General features: G+C 54.9%; 18 protein-coding genes and 2 pseudogenes. 15 read left to right on the top strand and 5 right to left on the bottom strand.

Annotated elements, in window-relative coordinates:
* Positions 1 to 18 precede the first annotated feature (18 nt).
* From B3729_RS24190 to B3729_RS24135, 12 genes and pseudogenes are all read left to right on the top strand, one after another.
* Positions 19 to 1,059, top strand: coding sequence for an ABC transporter permease (locus B3729_RS24190; RefSeq protein ID WP_219652937.1), 1,041 nt, complete (start codon positions 19 to 21; stop codon positions 1,057 to 1,059).
* The gene (locus tag B3729_RS24185; RefSeq protein ID WP_010799464.1) at positions 1,056 to 1,901 is read left to right on the top strand and encodes an ABC transporter permease; all 846 of its coding nucleotides are present in this window, start codon (positions 1,056 to 1,058) and stop codon (positions 1,899 to 1,901) included. Before B3729_RS24190 ends, B3729_RS24185 begins: the two co-directional genes overlap by 4 nt.
* Complete coding sequence (locus tag B3729_RS24180) at positions 1,898 to 3,556, top strand: ATP-binding cassette domain-containing protein (RefSeq protein ID WP_010799463.1); 1,659 nt, start codon at positions 1,898 to 1,900, stop codon at positions 3,554 to 3,556. Before B3729_RS24185 ends, B3729_RS24180 begins: the two co-directional genes overlap by 4 nt.
* Positions 3,553 to 4,509 carry an NAD-dependent epimerase/dehydratase family protein gene (locus B3729_RS24175; RefSeq protein ID WP_286789207.1) on the top strand — a complete coding sequence of 319 codons (957 nt, stop codon included), beginning with the start codon at positions 3,553 to 3,555 and terminating at the stop codon, positions 4,507 to 4,509. The genes B3729_RS24180 and B3729_RS24175 overlap by 4 nt, the downstream gene beginning before the upstream one ends.
* Positions 4,506 to 5,414 (top strand): allantoinase PuuE, encoded by a 909-nt coding sequence (locus B3729_RS24170; RefSeq protein ID WP_219652936.1) that lies wholly within the window; start codon positions 4,506 to 4,508, stop codon positions 5,412 to 5,414. The genes B3729_RS24175 and B3729_RS24170 overlap by 4 nt, the downstream gene beginning before the upstream one ends.
* Before the next feature lie 9 nt (positions 5,415 to 5,423).
* Positions 5,424 to 6,185, top strand: coding sequence for an SDR family NAD(P)-dependent oxidoreductase (locus B3729_RS24165; protein WP_010799460.1), 762 nt, complete (start codon positions 5,424 to 5,426; stop codon positions 6,183 to 6,185).
* A gap of 156 nt (positions 6,186 to 6,341) precedes the next feature.
* Positions 6,342 to 7,778: a dihydropyrimidinase gene (gene hydA, locus B3729_RS24160; RefSeq protein ID WP_219652934.1), complete on the top strand. Its 1,437-nt coding sequence runs from the start codon at positions 6,342 to 6,344 to the stop codon at positions 7,776 to 7,778.
* Complete coding sequence (locus tag B3729_RS24155; protein WP_010799458.1) at positions 7,775 to 8,038, top strand: hypothetical protein; 264 nt, start codon at positions 7,775 to 7,777, stop codon at positions 8,036 to 8,038. Before hydA ends, B3729_RS24155 begins: the two co-directional genes overlap by 4 nt.
* Positions 8,039 to 8,068: 30 nt before the next feature.
* On the top strand, positions 8,069 to 8,287 hold the full coding sequence (locus B3729_RS24150) for a hypothetical protein (RefSeq protein WP_010799457.1): 219 nt from the start codon (positions 8,069 to 8,071) through the stop codon (positions 8,285 to 8,287).
* Between the two features lie 467 nt (positions 8,288 to 8,754).
* A pseudogene (locus tag B3729_RS24145) lies at positions 8,755 to 10,146 on the top strand (transposase).
* A gap of 442 nt (positions 10,147 to 10,588) precedes the next feature.
* Positions 10,589 to 11,683 (top strand): annotated as a pseudogene (locus B3729_RS24140) (IS3 family transposase); the annotation flags it as partial.
* A gap of 363 nt (positions 11,684 to 12,046) precedes the next feature.
* Positions 12,047 to 12,403, top strand: a complete 357-nt coding sequence (locus B3729_RS24135; protein ID WP_010799452.1) for a lysozyme inhibitor LprI family protein — start codon at positions 12,047 to 12,049, stop codon at positions 12,401 to 12,403.
* Positions 12,404 to 12,664: 261 nt separating this feature from the next.
* On the opposite strand, the gene B3729_RS24130 is transcribed toward B3729_RS24135, so the two are convergent.
* From B3729_RS24130 to B3729_RS24110, 5 genes are all read right to left on the bottom strand, one after another.
* Positions 12,665 to 13,096 (bottom strand): hypothetical protein, encoded by a 432-nt coding sequence (locus tag B3729_RS24130; protein WP_286789206.1) that lies wholly within the window; start codon positions 13,094 to 13,096, stop codon positions 12,665 to 12,667.
* A 169-nt stretch (positions 13,097 to 13,265) separates the two neighbouring features.
* On the bottom strand, positions 13,266 to 13,445 hold the full coding sequence (locus B3729_RS24125) for a hypothetical protein (RefSeq protein WP_286789205.1): 180 nt from the start codon (positions 13,443 to 13,445) through the stop codon (positions 13,266 to 13,268).
* Positions 13,446 to 13,570: 125 nt separating this feature from the next.
* A complete protein-coding gene (locus tag B3729_RS24120; protein WP_181123817.1) occupies positions 13,571 to 13,951 on the bottom strand; it encodes a hypothetical protein in 381 nt (126 codons plus the stop codon).
* 14 nt (positions 13,952 to 13,965) lie between these two features.
* A complete protein-coding gene (locus B3729_RS24115) occupies positions 13,966 to 14,286 on the bottom strand; it encodes a hypothetical protein (RefSeq protein ID WP_286789204.1) in 321 nt (106 codons plus the stop codon).
* Between the two features lie 91 nt (positions 14,287 to 14,377).
* Positions 14,378 to 14,851, bottom strand: coding sequence for a hypothetical protein (locus B3729_RS24110; protein ID WP_286789203.1), 474 nt, complete (start codon positions 14,849 to 14,851; stop codon positions 14,378 to 14,380).
* Between the two features lie 259 nt (positions 14,852 to 15,110).
* Here B3729_RS24110 and B3729_RS24105 point away from each other — a divergent pair, with 259 nt between their 5' ends.
* From B3729_RS24105 to B3729_RS24095, 3 genes are all read left to right on the top strand, one after another.
* Positions 15,111 to 15,881 carry a toxic anion resistance protein gene (locus B3729_RS24105; RefSeq protein WP_286789202.1) on the top strand — a complete coding sequence of 257 codons (771 nt, stop codon included), beginning with the start codon at positions 15,111 to 15,113 and terminating at the stop codon, positions 15,879 to 15,881.
* 19 nt (positions 15,882 to 15,900) lie between these two features.
* Positions 15,901 to 17,022: a toxic anion resistance protein gene (locus tag B3729_RS24100; protein WP_286789201.1), complete on the top strand. Its 1,122-nt coding sequence runs from the start codon at positions 15,901 to 15,903 to the stop codon at positions 17,020 to 17,022.
* On the top strand, positions 17,019 to 17,264 hold a 246-nt coding region (locus tag B3729_RS24095), incomplete at its 3' end, for a hypothetical protein (RefSeq protein ID WP_286789200.1). The genes B3729_RS24100 and B3729_RS24095, both read left to right, overlap by 4 nt.

The raw sequence follows: 17,264 nt of genomic DNA, 5'->3' as shown, positions 1-17,264 counted from the left end.
ACTTGCAAGGAAAACAGTATGAGACTTAGCAATTCATTGCGGTCGCTACCTCGCCCACTACGTATCGTTCTGGCCAGGTTGACTATTCTTGTTCCGCAGATGTTTGGCGTTCTGCTTGCCACGTTTCTGCTGATTCGTTTACTGCCTGGCGATCCGGCGCTGCTGATGCTTGGCAATATGGCGACGCCCGAGCAAATCCTAAGCCTGCGCGAGCGACTGGGGCTCAACAGCAGTATCTGGTCGCAGTTCACGAGCTACCTTTCAACTGTCGTTCACGGTGATCTGGGAACGTCAATGTTCACATCCAACCCCGTGGCCGTTGATTTGCTCGACCGTGTTCCAGCAACGCTTGAGCTGATTACCTACACGATGATCCTGACGATCATCGTGAGCGTGGTGCTGGCGGTTGTTGCAGTAACCAAGCCCGAAGGAATGATCAACCAGTTCAGCAAGGTATATGGCCTGGCGGCGGGCGCCGTCCCTGACTTCTGGGTCGGTCTGCTGCTCATCTACTTTCTATTCAATGTCGCGGGCATTGCTCCCGCACCGTTCGGCAGGCTTGATCCGATCATCACTGCGCCACCTGCTGTGACTGGGTTTCTAACTGTAGACACGTTACTCGCGGGCGATACAGCCGCGTTCGCCTCGGCTGTAGGCCGCCTGTGGTTGCCGGTCCTCACGCTGACCATCGTCAACGCTGGTGCGCTGATGAAAATGACCCAGATCGTTTTCGCCGATAACTATCGCAGTGAGTTCATTCGCCATGCACGGGCGAGCGGTCTTTCCGAATGGCAGTTGGTTCGAATCACGTTGCGCAATAGCTTGCCACCGATCATCACTATGGTCGGTTTTCTCTTCGGGTTTCTGTTGGGCGCGGCGGTGCTGGTTGAAACGATCTTCGCCTGGGGCGGCCTCGGACAGTACGCGGTGTCCGCAGTAATGAACAGCGACTATCCCGCATTGCAGGGATTTGTGCTGGTAGCCGCTGCTTTCATTCTCATCGTTTACACCGTCGTGGATGTGCTCTACGGCATCGCTGACCCGAGGATCGAAGTATGAAACAGGTGTCTGCAAAGCGCAGAGTGGCTGGCAAAGCAACCTTGATCATAGGTCTGGTGCTACTGGCAATTCAGTTTGTGGCGATCATCTTTGCGCCATGGATCGCCCCGTACTCACCGGAAAATGCCGATCCGATCAATGCCCTGCAAGCGCCATCACTAATGCATTTTTTCGGCACCGACGTGTCGGGTATGGATATCTACTCCCGTGTCATTTTCGCGACCCGAATCAACCTGCTGATCAGCGTCACCGCTGTGGCCATCGCCTTTGTCATCGGGGTTCCAATCGGGCTCGCCATTGGCTACTACAAAGGCTGGGGTAGTTCCTTGGCCATGCGGTTTTTTGACTTTATCCAGTCCTTCCCCGTGTTTGTGCTGGGCATGGTGCTGGTGTCTGTCATGGGGCAGGAAATCTGGAACGTCGCCATTGTGCTGGCGGTTCTTTTTACTCCTGTCTTTGCCCGGCTGATCCGTGCGGAGGTCTTGTCGCTGCGTGATCGCCCGTTCATCGCAGCCGCCAGATGCAGCGGTGCTACCAACAGCTCGATCATGTTCCAGCACATTCTGCCAAATGCGCTGACGCCTGCAATAGTGCAGATATCCATCAGTATCGGCATGGCCATTCTGCTGACGGCGGGCCTGTCCTTCGTGGGTGCCGGCGTGCGCATGCCTACCCCTGAGTGGGGCCTGATGGTAAGCAACGGCGCGCAGCAAATGATCCTCGGTATCTGGTGGGTAGCGCTGTTTCCAGGGCTCGCGATTGTTTTTTCAGTACTGACGTTTGCGCTTCTCGGAGACGCGGCGAAGCAAATGTTCGACCCGCAGACAAGGAGCACTTCATGAAAAAAATCCACGAACCCTTGCTCGAGGTACGCAACGTCTCTGTTGGATTTTCTGACGGATCAATGCCGCCTGCACTACGAGACGTAAGTTTCTCTCTGCAAAAGGGTGAGATTCTCGGAATCGTAGGCGAGACGGGGGCAGGAAAGTCGCTTCTCGCGCGAGCCATTATCGACATGCTCCCAAGTGACGGGCGGGTTGTTGAAGGCCAAATATTGGTCAACGGGCAGCCTATTTCCACGATGACACCGCAGCAAAAACGCGGTTATCGAGGGGGCGAAGTTGCGCTGATCGGAACCAATGCGAAAGCTTTGCTGGATCCGGTTGTGAAGGTAGGTGAGCAAATTGCCAGGATTCTTCGTGCTCATCGAGGGATCAACAAAAAGGATGCATGGCAGGAGTCAATTCGCCTTTTTAAACAAGTCGGAATCGTGAATCCCGAGAAAAGGGCGCACGCCTATCCGCACGAGCTTTCCGGTGGCATGGCGCAACGCGTCGTAATCGCCATGGCATTGATCGCTCAACCGAAAATCCTGCTCGCCGACGATGCAACCTTGGGCCTTGACGCGACAATCCAGCTGCAAGTTCTGGATTTGCTAGTAGAGAAAGGGCGCGAGCTAGGACTGGCGGTAGTTCTGATTACCCATGACCTAGGAATGGTGGCCAGCTACTGCGACCGGGTCGGCATCATGAAATCCGGACGTTTGATCGAACTTGCCACCATCCGCTCTTTTCTCAACGATGGTCCTAAGCATCCATACAGCCAGGATTTGCTGGATGCTGCCAGAGTGCGCCCGTTGCCAATGGATTCTGAGCCAGCACAACACGGCACCGAGGCTAGACCGCTGCTGGAAGTGACCGACCTGGTGAAAGTGTTCCATGTCGAGGGCTCCGCCGAGCCGGTTCGTGCGGTCGACCATGTCTCGTTGACGATCCGCAAAGGCGAGACACTGGCCCTCGTTGGAGAAAGCGGGTCGGGAAAAACCACCACCGGCCAATGCCTTGTTCGATTACTTCAATCGGACTCGGGTTCGATCCGGTTCGATGGCCAAGAAACGCTGACGCTCTCTGACAAGCAGTTCAGAAGCGTACGCCGCCGGATGCAGATGGTGTTCCAGGAGCCTTATGTTGCGCTGAACCCCAGATGGCGGGTGCGCGATCTCGTGGCCGAGCCCCTCAAGTTGGGCGAACCGTTGACCCGCACCGCAAAAGAAGCGCGGGTCATGGAGTTGCTCGATCTGGTTAGCCTTTCCAGGGCTAAGGCAGACGTTTACCCCCACGAGCTGACGGCCGGTGAGCAGAAGCGCGTAGGTGTGGCCAGAGCCTTGGCGGTCAGTCCTGATTTCGTGATTTTCGATGAGCCGACGACCGCGCTCGATATACGGGTTCGTGCACAAATTATCGATCTTGTACGGGATTTGCAAAAACGCATGGGGCTGTCAGCGCTGTTCATTACTCATGATTTAAATTCGGTCCGGTCTTTAGCGCATTACGTTGCCGTCATGCGTAACGGTAAGATCATCGAGCAAGGCCCGACGGAGGAAATTTTTGCCAACCCGAAGGAGGCCTATACCCGCAAGCTGCTTGAGGCCGAACTCCCTATCGAGGTTCGAGAAGAGGTCGAAACTCGGGTTCCTCAGGCGGAGCTGCGCGCATGAATTTCGATCGTTACATAACCAAACCGGTACTTGTCACCGGAGCGGCAGGGCTGGTAGGTCGACAGGTGGTACGGCGATTGGCTAAGCAAGGCCGACCGGTGTTGGCACTGGATCGCCTCTCCTCGATTACTCAGGAAGGAATCCAGATCACAGCCTGCGACCTTGGAGACGTCCATCGTCTGCATGCGATCGCTGTAGGCGGCATCGATTCCATCGTCCACTGCGGTGCGTTTTCCGGGCCAATGGTAGCGCGTGATGTGCCGTATTCGATGGTGCAAGTGAACATTGTCGGTACCGCCAACGTACTTGAGGTGGCGCGCGTTCACGGTGTTCGTCGATTTGTATATTGCTCCTCGACGAGTGCTTACGGGGCGGTCGGGTCAGGCCCTGTTTGCGAAGACGTTATGCTGAAGCCAGCGAGCCTATACGGCGCGAGCAAGGTCTCATCCGAGTACATCATAACGGCTTACGCAGAGCAGTACGGATTGTCCGCTGCGAGTGTTCGCCTGTCTTGGGTCTACGGCCCTGGTAGAACCACGGACTGTGTGATTCGGACGATGCTGGAGGACGCCCTCGCCAAGCGCGCCACCCGAATGCCTTTTGGATCGGACTTCCCCAGACAGTTCGTTCACGTTGAAGACGCGGTTCAGGGGCTTCTGTGCGCGCTGGATGCTCCTGTGCTGCCGCGAACGACCTACAACGTCACTGGCGATACCCGCGTAACGCTCGAAGAGGTCGCGCAGGTGGTACGCAAGATCTTTCCGGATGCTGATATCGCGCTTCAACCGGGTCCCGATCCTGTCGATGAGCTCCAGCAGAAATTCAGTATCGAAGCGGCGCGTCGTGATCTTGGTTACGAGCCAAGGCTATCCCTTGATGACGGCATTAAAGCGTACGCGCGCTGGCTGGAGTCGACTCACCTTCCTCATATTTCCAAGGTGCAGAAAACATGAGTGACCTTGAAAGAGATTTCGTCGGCTATGGCCGTAATCCTCCCGATCCCAAATGGCCAGGAGGCGCCCGGCTCGCGCTGAATTTCGTCATGAACTATGAGGAAGGTTCGGAGCCGTCAATTCAGGATGGCGAGAAAAGCACGGAAACGTGGTTCACCGAAAGCAGTGGGCTCGACACCGGTGTACAAGGTAGGGATCTGGCTGCCGAAGGGCTGTTCGAATATGGCAGTCGAGTGGGTTTCTGGCGGGTGATGCGCCTGTTCCAGGAGCGCTCACTGCCGGCGACCATTTATGGCTGCGCACTCGCCCTTGAGCGTAATCCAGATGCCTGTGGGGCTATTCGCGAATCTGGGTTCGATGTGTGCTCCCACGGCTGGCGGTGGATCAAACACTACCAGCTTAGCGAGGAACAAGAACGGGAGCACATCCGTAAAGCGGTCGAATCCCTTGAGCGTACAACCGGTGTTCGGCCTCAGGGTTGGTACTGCCGATACTCCCCTAGCGTTAACACTCGTAGGCTGTTGGTCGAGGAAGGGGGATTCACCTACGACTCGGATTACTACGGCGATGAGTTACCGTTCTGGACTCAAGTAAGCGGTAAGCCTCATCTGATCATCCCGTATTCATTGACCAATAACGACGGGCAGTTTGCCGCAGGCGTAAGTACCGGCAGTCAGTGGTTCAGCTTTCTGAAAGATGCTTTCGACATGCTCTACAAGGAGGGGGAAACCCAACCCAAAATGATGTCGGTCGGTCTGCATCTGCGCTTGGTGGGACATCCGGCCCGCGCAGCTGCATTGGAGCGGTTCCTCGATTACGTTTCGAGTTTTCCGGATGTATGGATCACTCGACGCATCGATATTGCCAACCACTGGCATAGCGTCCATCCCGCACCGAAATACTAGGAGTTGGTCATGAGTAACGTGTTTGATCTTTCGGGCCGCAAGGCAGTTATCACCGGCGCAAGCAGGGGCATCGGTGCGGCGATCGCACAACTGTTTTTGGAGCACGGAGCAGAAGTCGCCATTTGTCATGTTGGAGATCATCAGAATGCAGAGGCTTTCCAACAGCGCCTGCGTTCGCAAGGCCTAGAGCTGCATGCCAGCGAATGTGATGTCTCTGATCCGGCTGCGGTACAGCGCTTTGCTGGTTGGGCGCAAGAACAGTTAGGGCACGTAGACATTGTCGTCAATTCGGCCGGCGTAGGTGGAGGTGACCGCCCATTCGCCATGACGGACGACCACGACTGGGATCGTGTCGTCGGGATAAATCTTCGCGGGACGATGCTGGTCACTCGCTCCTTTTTCGCCGCGATGCTTGAGCGACAGTATGGTCGTATCATCAACGTCGCTTCACAACTGGCTTACAAGGGGGCGCCAGGGCTGGCGCATTACTGTGCGGCGAAAGCCGGGGTAGTGGGGTTCACCAGAGCACTGGCCTATGAAGGTGCGTCACATAATGTAATGGTCAACGCGATCGCGCCGGGGCCGGTCGATACCGAGTTGTTGCGCAATCACAGCGCTGAATGGCTTGAGGCGAAAAAAGCACAGTTACCGGTGGGGCGCTTCGGCCAGGTAGGTGAAATCGCACCTACCGCTTTGCTCCTGGCTTCGGGTGCTGGAGCATTTTATGCCGGGCAAACACTGTCTCCCAACGGCGGCGACGTAATGCTTTAACTACGTAGTGCGCGTCGACGAGGCATGACTTCGAGCGATGCATTATGTACCCGTAATTCTAGATACCACCCGTAGGTTCGAACGGCTTCGAGCACCCGGGCGCAGCTTTCGGCGCCCTGAATAATGGTGGTTGACTCCTGTTTGAAAGAGGTTGATATGCAAATTCTGGACACCGTTATCCGTAATGCCCGTGTGGTCACGGCCGCTGACATTTTTACCTGCGACATCGGTATTCGTGATGGACGTATTGTTTCGCTGGCGACTGACTTGCCCCCTGGAATGAAAGAGATTGACGCGGCGGGACGGCACGTCACGCCGGGTGGCGTCGATAGCCATGTGCATCTCGATCAGCCGACCGGCGACGGTTCTGTCATGGCAGACGACTTCTACAGTGGCACCATATCTGCTGCCTGCGGTGGCACTACCACTGTCATCCCTTTTGCTTGCCAGCAGAAAGGCGAGAGCTTGCGTGCCGCCGTCGACGACTACCATCGACGCGCTGGCGACAAGCCCGTGATCGATTATGCATTCCACCTCATCGTGACTGACCCAACGCCCGATGTGTTGCACAGGGAGCTACCTGCCCTGATTGCCGAAGGCTACACCTCGTTCAAGATCTACATGACCTACGATGCGCTGAAGCTGGGTGACCGAGAAGTTCTGGAGACGCTGTCGGTTGCGCGTCGGGAAGGGGCCATGGTGATGCTGCATGCCGAGAACAGCGATTGCATTGCCTGGCTAACTGAGCGCTTACTGGTTGCTGGCCTTGATGCACCGCGTTATCACGCCAGCTCGCGGCCCATGCTGGTTGAGCGCGAGGCCACTCACCGAGCGATTGCATTGGCCGAGTTGGTGGATGTGCCAATTCTGATCGTCCATGTTTCCGGTCGTGACGCGGTCGAACAAATTCGCTGGGCGCAGAGCAAAGGCCTCAAGGTCTACGCCGAGACCTGTCCTCAATATCTGTTCCTGACGGCCGCTTCGCTCGGATGCGATGACAGCTTTGAGGGAGCGAAATGCATCTGCAGTCCTCCGCCTCGCGATCCGGCCAACCAGCAGGTTATCTGGGACGGCCTGGAAAACGGTTCATTCGAGCTGTTTTCATCGGACCATGCGCCGTTTCGGTACGAGGGGCGCGACGGCAAAAAAGCGCACGGTGAAAGCCCGACGTTTGAACAAGTAGCCAATGGTATTCCTGGGGTCGAAACGCGAATGGCGCTTCTCTGGTCTGAAGGTGTTCGCAGAGGCCGGATTACCCCTCAGAGTTTCGTCGCACTCACATCTACCAATGCCGCCAAGATGTATGGTTTGTACCCACGCAAAGGCAGCATCGCAATCGGGGCGGATGCTGACCTGGTCATCTGGAATGAAGGCGACCCGGTACGGGTTACCAACGAAATGTTGCATCACAACGTTGATTACACCCCCTATGAAGGCATGCAGCTGAGTGCATGGCCTGCAGTAACGCTGGCACGAGGCGAGGTCGTCTGGGACGGCAAACCAAGGGCTAAGCCGGGGCATGGGAAGTTTTTACCATGCAAAAGGCCTGTTCCGGCCCAATCCCGTCGTCGTCAAAATGAACTGCCGCTATGAATGGCACGACCGAGGTAGCAGCGGCATTGCTTCATGCTTGGCGAGAGCGGCGAAATTTGCTGCATGATGGGCTCGGTTTGATGGCCGAAACCGACGCTTATCGGGTTCAGAAAATCGTCGCCTCGGAGCTTGGTTGGTTCAATGAGTCTTCGGTGACAGCCTGGAAGCTTGGTGGAAGCCCAGGGGAGTTGGTCAGCGCCGCGCGTGTCTCGAGCCGCGCAATTCATCTATCAGGCTGGGAGGTTCCTGATGGCTATTGAAACCGGTTCGGAATCGAGGGTGAACTGATCGTGCAACTTGGACGGGATGTCGATAGCGATGCCGATCGCGCGGTAGCATATGAAGCGATCGAAGCATGGCAGGTCGGGATTGAGTTGTGCGATACGCGTTTTCAAAATGGTGAGCGAACTTATCCATTGCTTCGTCTGGCCGACCAACAACTCAACCGTGCGTTGGTTTTAGGGGAAATGATCCACCCTCCCGCAGACTGGTCGGAGCAGGCTGTCTAGGTGTGGGTAGATGAGAGACTGCAGATCTCCGATATTGGAAGCCATCCCTTCACGGATCCCTTGGCTTCGATACGATGGTTGGCGAGGCGTGCAGCGTCTCAGAACCAGCCATTGAAAGCTGGTGATTTGGTCGCCACAGGAAGCTGGACAGGCCTGAGGCGCAAATGTGAAAGTTGCGTTTCTAGGCTTAGGAGAGGTGTTGCTCTCAACCGACCCCACTTAGAAACGATTTGAAGACGCCCACCTTGGACTTCATGGCGTTGAATCACGACGTTCATACCAACACGGTGAGTTATGGCGAACTGCGCATCTGATGACAACGCTGCGCGACAGCTTCTGAAGGTGAGGCGAGCAAGCTCGCCTCTGGTTTTTCGGACAGCCCGTTTCGGCTGATTTTGTTGAAAAAGTAGCTACTTCCCCATGCCGTCGTCAGAATTGCTCTGTCAGCGAGCGTGGGGGCGAATAGCATGATGGGACTGTTAACGAGTGGGCAGCAGCGCCTGTTCTACTCGTTCAATTTGGAAGATCACGTCCCGCCCCAACACCTCCTGCGCAGCATCGATCAGTGCTTGGATCTTAGTGGTCTGCGCGCCTACCTGGCGGATTTCTATAGTCCTATCGGGCGCCCTCGATTGACCCGAAATTGGTGGTGCGCATGTTGGTCGTCGGTTACTGCTATGGCATCCGTTCCGAGCGGCGATTGTACGAAGAGGTGCATCTGAATTTGGCCTATCGCTGGTTCTGCCGGCTGGGCCTGGAAGACGAAGTTATGATCACTCGACCTTTTTGAAGAATCGCCATGGCCGTTTCCGTGACAGCGATCTGTTCCGCTGGTTGTTCAATGAGGTCCTGCGGCGCTGCATGGCAGCGGGCCTAGTCAAGGGCGAAGGTTTCGCTGTCGACGCCAGCATCATCAAGGCGGATGCCAGCCGGCAACGTGGGGTAGCGGGAGATGAAATCGATTGGCGCGATCCAGCACTCAGCAGCCGCACCGTACGCGAGTACCTCGAAGCGCTTGATGAAGAGGCGTTGGCTGAAGCTCTCCCCAGGAAGATTTCCCTCACCGACCCGCTGGCTCGCTGGCTCGCTGGACTGCAGCACCAGGTGGCCCGGCCTACTTTGCCTACTCCACCAACTACCTGATCGACACTGAGCACGGCGTTATCCTGGATGTAGAAGCGACCCCGGCGCACCGTGCCGCCGAAGTTGATTCGACCAAAACGATGGTGGCGCGCGTCGAAGCGCAGTTTGACCTCACGCCAGAGCGCCTCATCGCTGATACCGCCTATTGCACGGCTCCGATGCTGTCCTGGATGGTCGAAGAAAAGAACATCGATCCGCTTGTCCCAATCTGGGACGAGACCGAGCGCAAGAACGACAGCCTCTCCAGTAAGGACTTCCACTGGAATCCGGAGGCCAATGAATACCGCTGCCTAGCCGGCAAACCTCTACGCAGTGAATGGCGCACCTTCACCCAGAAAAGATCGCGGGTGACCAAGGCCAACACCATCATCTACCGCTCCAGCCAAACCGACTGCGCCACCTGTCCGCTGAAAGCGAAGTGCTGCTCCAATACCGTATTCCGTAAGATCGCTCGGAGCATCCATGAAGCTGCCCGCGACGTAGCGCGACGCATCGCCAAGACACCGGAATACCTCGTTTCTCGCTGTGAACGAAAGAAGGTGGAAATGCTGTTCGCCCACCTCAAGCGCATCTTGCGCCTAGATAGGCTTCGACTTCGTGGCCTAAGTGGTGCGCAGGACGAGTTTTTGCTGGCTGCCACTGCCCAGAATTTGAGGCGAATGGCCCTGTGGCTGATGCCGAAAGTGCAAAAAGGGGTAAATGGCCTGGCGATCTGATCGGAACAGGGGCTTTCGCCTTCAGAAACCTTGCTCGATAGCCTGAAAAATCACTACTCGCCTGGAGCAACTTGGCGCCGGGCCGGACGCCGATCAGTTACGAGGCGAGTTTTTCAACGGAATAGGCCAATAGCGGACACTCTGTCTGGCACGATTTCGCAATTGAGCATCAATTGATAATATCCATTTTTTTCCTGTATGAAATTTTATGCCACTGTATGACGAAGCTACGCTTGGAAAGCCCAACGAAGATTACATTGCGCAGAAGATAGTCGGCTGGCACAAGGGAGATAGACAAGATGCTCTTGATTTAGCTGATTTCTAAGCCCGCTTAGGGGAAACCGAAAAGACCTTTTTTTTGGGCGGAAAAAGCGTGACCTGCTCCCCGATTTCAATACCACGCCGAACTTAGTAGAGCCCGTTTTCCGAGCAGGAGACGGCAGTGAAAAAGCGTTTTACCGAAGAGCAGATCCTCGACTTTCTTAAGCAGGCAGAAGCCGGTATGCCGGTGAAGGAGCTGTGCCGGCGGCACGGCTTCAGTGATGCCTCGTTCTACACCTGGCGCGCCAAGTTCGGCGGCATGACCGTGCCGGACGCCAGACGGCTGAAGGATTTAGAGCTGGAGAACAGCCAGCTGAAGAAGCTGCTCGCCGAAGCACACCTCGACATCGAGGCGCTCAAGGTAGTCGCCCGGGGAAAAGGGTAAGCCCGACAGCACGGCGGGAGGCGGTGCAAGAGATGCAGGCGCGAACCGGCATCTCCGAGCGCCGCGCCTGTCAGCTGATCGGGCTGTCCCGCTCGGTGCTGCGCTACCAGCCTCGTACTAGCGAGCAAAACACCGGGCTGCAAGCCCAACTGGTGGAGCTGGCCCAAGAGCGTCGGCGCTTTGGCTATCGCCGCCTACACATCCTGCTGCGGCGTGCCGGCGTGCAGGTCAACCACAAGCGGATTTATCGCCTGTATCGCGCCTCCTGCTTGATGGTGAAGCGCCGCAGGCGCCGCCACGGTGTCGCGTTAGAGCGCGAGCGCCTGAGTTTGCCGAATGCGCCGAATCAGGTCTGGTCAATGGATTTCGTCTTCGATGCGCTCAGCACAGGACGGCGGATCAAATGCCTGACAGTGGTTGATGACTTCACCAAGGAGGCGGTTGGCATCCTGGTGGAACACGGGATCAGCGGGGTTCGTGTCACCCGGGCATTGGATGAGATGGCGCGGTTTCGCGGCTATCCAGAAGCGATCCGCACCGACCAGGGTCCTGAATTCACCGGCAAGGCGCTCAATCAGTGGGCCTACCAGCGCAACATCAAGCTGAAGCTGATCCAGCCTGGCAAGCCCCACGCAGAATGCCTTCATCGAGTCATTCAACGGCAAGTTCCGGGATAAATGCCTCAATGAGCACTGGTTCTGTTCGCTAGCCGAAGCCAGAATCCGTATCGCGGCCTGGCGAAGGGATTACACCGAGCACCGTCCGCACAGTGCAATCGGCAATCTCACCCCGGCAGAATTTGCTGCGAGTTGGCGAGCCAGCCGGCAGCAGCTGAAGCAAGAAAAACCAATATCAAACCCAGGGCCTACTACGGTACTAAAGCGGGGGGGGGGGCAGGTCAGTGATGCTGAGGCCGCTGCACTTTTGCTTAGTATCCATCATTTAGAGTATGCCCGAATAAGCCTGCGTAAATGAACGCACATTAGCTATTTTACAAGAAAACTTACAGAGGTTGAATCTATCTAGGGGCCGTTAGACAAAGCCTGAAAGGCCATTCGAGCTCGGCTCCAAATCTCAGCAGAAGCATGTTTTCTTTAATGGAGGGGAATTTCCTCAAAAGATTGTACATCACATGTACATGGCGCTTTATCGATCTGAATAAGCTAGTGTTTTCATCTTAGGAGTAGGCGCAACATGCACTCTCGTTTCCTGTCCTTTTTATGTGCCTTCATAACAACTACTTCATATGCAGTCTCGTTTGACTGTACTAAAGCCTCAACCTCTGTAGAAAAAATGATCTGTACTGACCCCATGCTTAGCAGGCTCGATGATGCCCTTGCTGAGAATTATAAAAGCATGCTCTTATCTGATTTTGGAGGCTCTAAAGCTGAGTTGAGAAATGAACAACGCATATGGCTGAGTAAGCGTAATAAATGTAAGGATAAGGCATGCTTGGTTGATGCCTACCGCGTACGCGTGGACGAAACATGCGACTATGGGGTCGTATCAGGTATTCACCCTGTGTGCACTTCTTCTGAAGAAATCAAATAAAAGCTCAAACCGTAGGTCATGGCATAGTTGTATGCGAGTTCAGACAAGGTTCAATGTTAATGAGCGGCCAGAGCAATGTTTGAGTACATGGGCCATGCTGAAGCACGGCTGTACGGTTGAAGACAGTGCATTAGGAAAGGTGGCGATGTTTTTAGCTATAAAACAAAGAGCTGAAGGGCAGGCAGAAGTGATATCGATTTAACATAACTTATGTTATGCGCAGTGAGAATGTCAGGGCCAAGTAATAGTGCCGTGATTCAGCTAAATAAGATCCCTGAGAGTACGAATGGATTGGTCCTGCAGCGTCTGCTCCTCAGGGGTCAGCGGACGCTCGCAGTACTCCCTAGATAGAAAAAGCACAGTGTCGTTACCGTCGGGTACTTCCGCGTAATTAGGGTGTGCAGCAATCTCTGACAGAAGCGTTAGCATGACTGGAACAATGTGAAAATGCAGACTGAAGCCAGGAGAAAAGCCAAAGCGATAAATAATTACTTTGTAACAGTCATAGGCTTTTTTCAGTAGGATCTCACATCTCTTTAGTACGCCGCCCAACGTTTCCAAAGCTCCATCGCTTAAATCGGTCATTTCCGAAGCTGAGAGCGTGGGACTGACAATGAGGTACCCCGGATAACGCGAATCACGTCTATAAGTTACCTGCCAATGATCAGTGTTGAAAATCTCCCAGCTACTCATACTAGACTCTCGCGGAAAAACCTAGGGTTACAGCCTTTTCTAGCCGAATGCCATGACATTTCTAATTGCCGGGCCCACCCACATCTTTACTTAGCCTTGACAAGCAACATGTGGCTTTTATTGGAAATCGAGATTATACCAAGGCTCTCTAGGAGACTTGGAATGCTACTCAGGTCAACAGGTTATACAGAAGGAATATTCCACCGCCAATGACCGGAACCGCAATCGCAGCTGCTTGTAAAAGCGGAACAAAGCTATTTCTTTGGTTTTTCTGCATCTGATGGATGATGCTTTGAACCTTCTGCGGATCGTTCAGGTAGGGGCTCTTGAACTGTTGTTTGGCGCTCATACTAGATCTTCCGTGCTTAAGCACGGCAAATACTGGATCGTCACGATGAAATCCAGTGAAGCATATAAGCGCCAGCTACCACCATTGCTACACCGGCAGCGCCGGCTTTAGCAATCAGAGCCAGGCTACTTTTGGACTGCTGATGATCGATCTTGGCCAGGAACGTTTGAAATTCCTGTTCGTTCCGATACGGGCTTTTCAGCGGCTGTTGCTGCTTGTTGATCATGTTTAACCTCTTGTACCTTGTTCAGCGCAGTCATTCCAGCAAAGGAAGCTGCTGCACCCACTGCAAATACGGTTACCCACTTACGGACAATTTCCCAAGGCTGTTCCTTAAGCTCACCTGATACCTTGCGCATATCCAGGAGTGCTTTCTGGCTATCCAGTCTTAACTTTTCAATCTCAACTTCCAGCTTCTGGACTTCAAGCTTGGTCTTTCTCAGTGTATAGACTGCCTGCTGGGATGCAATATCCTCTGGCTTGTCTGGTAGATCTGATTCGATCATTGGCCAATCCTTAATCAAGCGATCCCATGCTGGTGACACAGATAGTCCAGCGCCACCTCGCTATAGCTGTCTCCAGCCTCTAGCTTGATCTTTCCCTGCGCTTCAAGCTCTTTACCCAATGCGGCCAGCTTTTGCGATTGCGGATACAGCTTCAGGATTGAAGACATCCAAACAATTGCGTTCTCTACATCCAATGCAAACTGATCAAGCTTTTTACTCTTAACGATGGAAAGAGGATCTGGCCGGTCTACACCATCTTTTTCGGACTGTAGTTTTTGGCAAAGCTCCAAAAGCTCAATGCCTCGCATTACCTGAGATTTGTATGTCGTTGTCACTTTGATTTCCTCTAACTCTTCCATCCGTTGATATGAAATCAGCTTCTCACGAGTTTGGCGAAATGCAAGGCAAGCAGGAACAACCAGACTATCAAGCGCGGGCAGTATTCGTGTGAGTTGGCTTCAGCAAGAGCTCCCGACTCCTTTCCCTGATTGCTACAGCCCTCTCCAGCGCCTTGGCAAAATTTGCCTCCCAGGTATTGGCGGTACCAATGTAGACATTGACCGGCTTTCCTCTTAAGGGCGTCACCTTGAAGCTGTAGAGCAGCTGTGAACCCTTGCCCCCTCGGTTAACACTTTTGCGTGTGGCCAGCGTAATGCCGACAGGCAGGTCAGGGCGGGCTTTATCGCTGCGCTGGTTGGCCTGATTGCGAATCGGTGCAATGTACGGACGAAGCTGATCGTTGAGCTCCTTGGCGGCTATATAGCTAGCGCCAGGATCGAAGTCATAGGCCGCATCGAAAAAGGCCTTGGGAGACTCCCCGCTCCGGATTGGTGCTACATACCAGCCGTCGTCAGTCCGACTTCGAGTGATTCCATGGTCTGGATCGTTCTCGTTGAGCATTACTTCACCTTTGATACCAATGCGGGGTTTCCATACACCAAATTTGAATAAATGCAATAGGGTCAATCGGGCTACTGCCTACCCGCGCGGGTAGGCAGTACGCCCATTGGATGGGTTCTTGATCCCTTAACATAACACCAGCACCTGATGCCTTGAGGTATCAGATCCGCGGCTGGGGCGTTAAGAGGTCTTGCAGTCAGGTCATCTCTGAACGCACCCGGTTAATTCCACTGAGTTGTGGTTTTCTCCGGAGGCACACATGAACCTACCCATGATCTCGGTTGAGCACATCAAGACCGAGACCCTGCCCGCCCTGTTTCTTGATAGCGATGCCATCGGACAGTACGGCGCTGGCGCCATCGACAGCTCAAGCGTGGATCGTTACTCGGACCTCATGGAAACAGCAGCAGTGTCCAGGCTGGCTGGGTTGATCGGCCAGATTGTTGAAAGGCTCGCTGACGCGGACCCGCGCAAGATGGCAAAACAGCCTACTCGGCTTGAGCGCTGGATAGGCAAGGGCCTTGAGCGCCAGGCACGCTACTACTCCGCGCGCAAGAATCTTGAGGATCTGATCGAAGAGGCACAGGTTCATGCTCAACGTGTCACGGATACGCTCAAGGCGCTGGATAACCTTCTTGTCAGCCTTCAGGACGAGGCCGCCCGGCTGCGCCTGTATATCCAGGCTGCACGGGAATTCCTGGACGAGAACCCTGAACTTGGCCTTTACAAGCAAGCGCAATGGGGGTTCGACAACCCGCGAGACCGCCTGACGCGAAAGATCGTCAACCTGACCACCCTCCTCTCATCCCACGATATGAGCGTGATCCAGATGCGCCTGACCCGTGCGCAGGCGCTCGACATGCTGGACCGTTTCAACGAGACCGTGACCGTTCTGGTGCCGGTCTGGCGCCAGCACACCTTGACCTTACTCACAACACGGCACATGAGCGCGGAGATGGTGGCCGAGGCTACTCGTGCCCACAAAGACCTGCTCAGCAGCCTTTCCAAAAGCCTAGACGGCATCCATTAAGCAACGGAGAACACGCATTGTGAATACCTATATTCAGCCACAGCAGTCTCGCCATGCCGCTACCGTGTTTACGCTGGATGCCAACAGCCTCAGCGCTCTTGGCCTTGACGATACGGATATCGAGCAGATCAAGACCGTTGCCCAGACCATCAAGCTTGAAGACCTCGCAAGCGTGGCCAACTTTGGGCGTGAGGTAGCGGCGCATACGTCCAGCTATGCAGATCCGTTACTGGACCAGATCACCAATAAGGATCTCGACAGTGCCGGCGAGAAGCTCTCACAGGTTGTTACCCTTGCCCGCTCGGTCAACATTAACGGCCTCACCCAAAAGCGCTCACGCCTGCCGGTCATTGGCGGCCTGATCAATCGAATCAAGTTGCGGGGAGGCAACGCTTTGGCGCGCTTTGACACCACGCGTGAGCAGATCGAAAAGCTTATCGGCGAGGTGCAGACGGCTCAAGGCAACATTGCCGAGCGCAATGCCTCCCTGAACAGCATGTTTGCTGCCGTGGAGAATGAGCATCATCTCCTGGGCGTACACGTAGCGGCCGGACACCTTCGGCTCAATGAGATGCGGGCACAGGCCGAAGACATGCGCCAGAGCGTCAATAACGATCCTACCCAGCTTCAGCGTCTGGCGGATCTTGACGCGCAGATTGCCAATCTTGATAAACGCATTGACGATCTCAGAGCCATGCAGCATTCGGCGTACCAGAGCCTGCCCGCTATCCGCATCATACAAGCCAACAACCAGATGCTGATCGACAAGTTTCACACGATCCGGGAAATCACGGTTCCGGCATGGAAACGCCAGTTCATGCTGGCGGTATCACTCAACGAACAGCGCAACGCCGTCGAGCTGGCGCAATCGATCGACGACACCACCAATGCCCTGCTGCGTAGCAATGCCGAGCTGCTGCACCGCAATGCCGTAGATACCGCCAAAGCCAACCAGCGGCTGGCCATCGATCCTGAAACGCTGCAGAAGGTACAGGACGAGCTGATCAGGACTGTGCAGGATGTTCAGGCGATCATTCGCAAGGGCGCAGGTGAGCGGCGTAATGCCCAGAAGCAGATTGAGCAGATGCGTACCTCTCTTCGCACACAACTGGTCGGGAGCCAGTCGGAAGGTGAGGCATGAATCAGCAAACACAGATATTCAGGCAAGGCTTGGCCGAGCTGGATGAGCGCTGCTGTTGGCTCAAGAGCAAGATAGATCTCCTGGGGAAAGCCGCCGTTATAGTTGTGGCTATGTACCTGATAACAGTCACTATTAACTGGATGCTTGGAGATCTGGGCACGATTAGCTCTATCGATATACCCGCAGAGCTGGGACAGCTGGTGAAAGACGTAACCGACAGCTCAAGCACTATCAATGATTCA

The organism is Pseudomonas sp. UBA3149 (genome assembly GCF_002364655.1).
Classification (GTDB): domain Bacteria; phylum Pseudomonadota; class Gammaproteobacteria; order Pseudomonadales; family Pseudomonadaceae; genus Chryseomonas; species Chryseomonas luteola.
This window is presented reverse-complemented; position numbering and strand designations above follow the sequence as displayed.

Bases quoted from the DNA above. Each gene is read 5' to 3' on its own strand.
- B3729_RS24135 (WP_010799452.1), top strand. From the start codon at position 12,047: ATGCACTCTCGTTTCCTGTCCTTTTTATGTGCCTTCATAACAACTACT.
- B3729_RS24120 (WP_181123817.1), bottom strand. From the start codon at position 13,951: ATGATCGAATCAGATCTACCAGACAAGCCAGAGGATATTGCATCCCAG.
- B3729_RS24175 (WP_286789207.1), top strand. From the start codon at position 3,553: ATGAATTTCGATCGTTACATAACCAAACCGGTACTTGTCACCGGAGCG.
- B3729_RS24130 (WP_286789206.1), bottom strand. From the start codon at position 13,096: ATGAGTAGCTGGGAGATTTTCAACACTGATCATTGGCAGGTAACTTAT.
- B3729_RS24190 (WP_219652937.1), top strand. From the start codon at position 19: ATGAGACTTAGCAATTCATTGCGGTCGCTACCTCGCCCACTACGTATC.
- B3729_RS24105 (WP_286789202.1), top strand. From the start codon at position 15,111: ATGAACCTACCCATGATCTCGGTTGAGCACATCAAGACCGAGACCCTG.
- B3729_RS24180 (WP_010799463.1), top strand. From the start codon at position 1,898: ATGAAAAAAATCCACGAACCCTTGCTCGAGGTACGCAACGTCTCTGTT.
- B3729_RS24170 (WP_219652936.1), top strand. From the start codon at position 4,506: ATGAGTGACCTTGAAAGAGATTTCGTCGGCTATGGCCGTAATCCTCCC.
- B3729_RS24155 (WP_010799458.1), top strand. From the start codon at position 7,775: ATGAATGGCACGACCGAGGTAGCAGCGGCATTGCTTCATGCTTGGCGA.
- B3729_RS24110 (WP_286789203.1), bottom strand. From the start codon at position 14,851: ATGCTCAACGAGAACGATCCAGACCATGGAATCACTCGAAGTCGGACT.
- B3729_RS24165 (WP_010799460.1), top strand. From the start codon at position 5,424: ATGAGTAACGTGTTTGATCTTTCGGGCCGCAAGGCAGTTATCACCGGC.
- B3729_RS24185 (WP_010799464.1), top strand. From the start codon at position 1,056: ATGAAACAGGTGTCTGCAAAGCGCAGAGTGGCTGGCAAAGCAACCTTG.
- hydA (WP_219652934.1), top strand. From the start codon at position 6,342: ATGCAAATTCTGGACACCGTTATCCGTAATGCCCGTGTGGTCACGGCC.
- B3729_RS24125 (WP_286789205.1), bottom strand. From the start codon at position 13,445: ATGAGCGCCAAACAACAGTTCAAGAGCCCCTACCTGAACGATCCGCAG.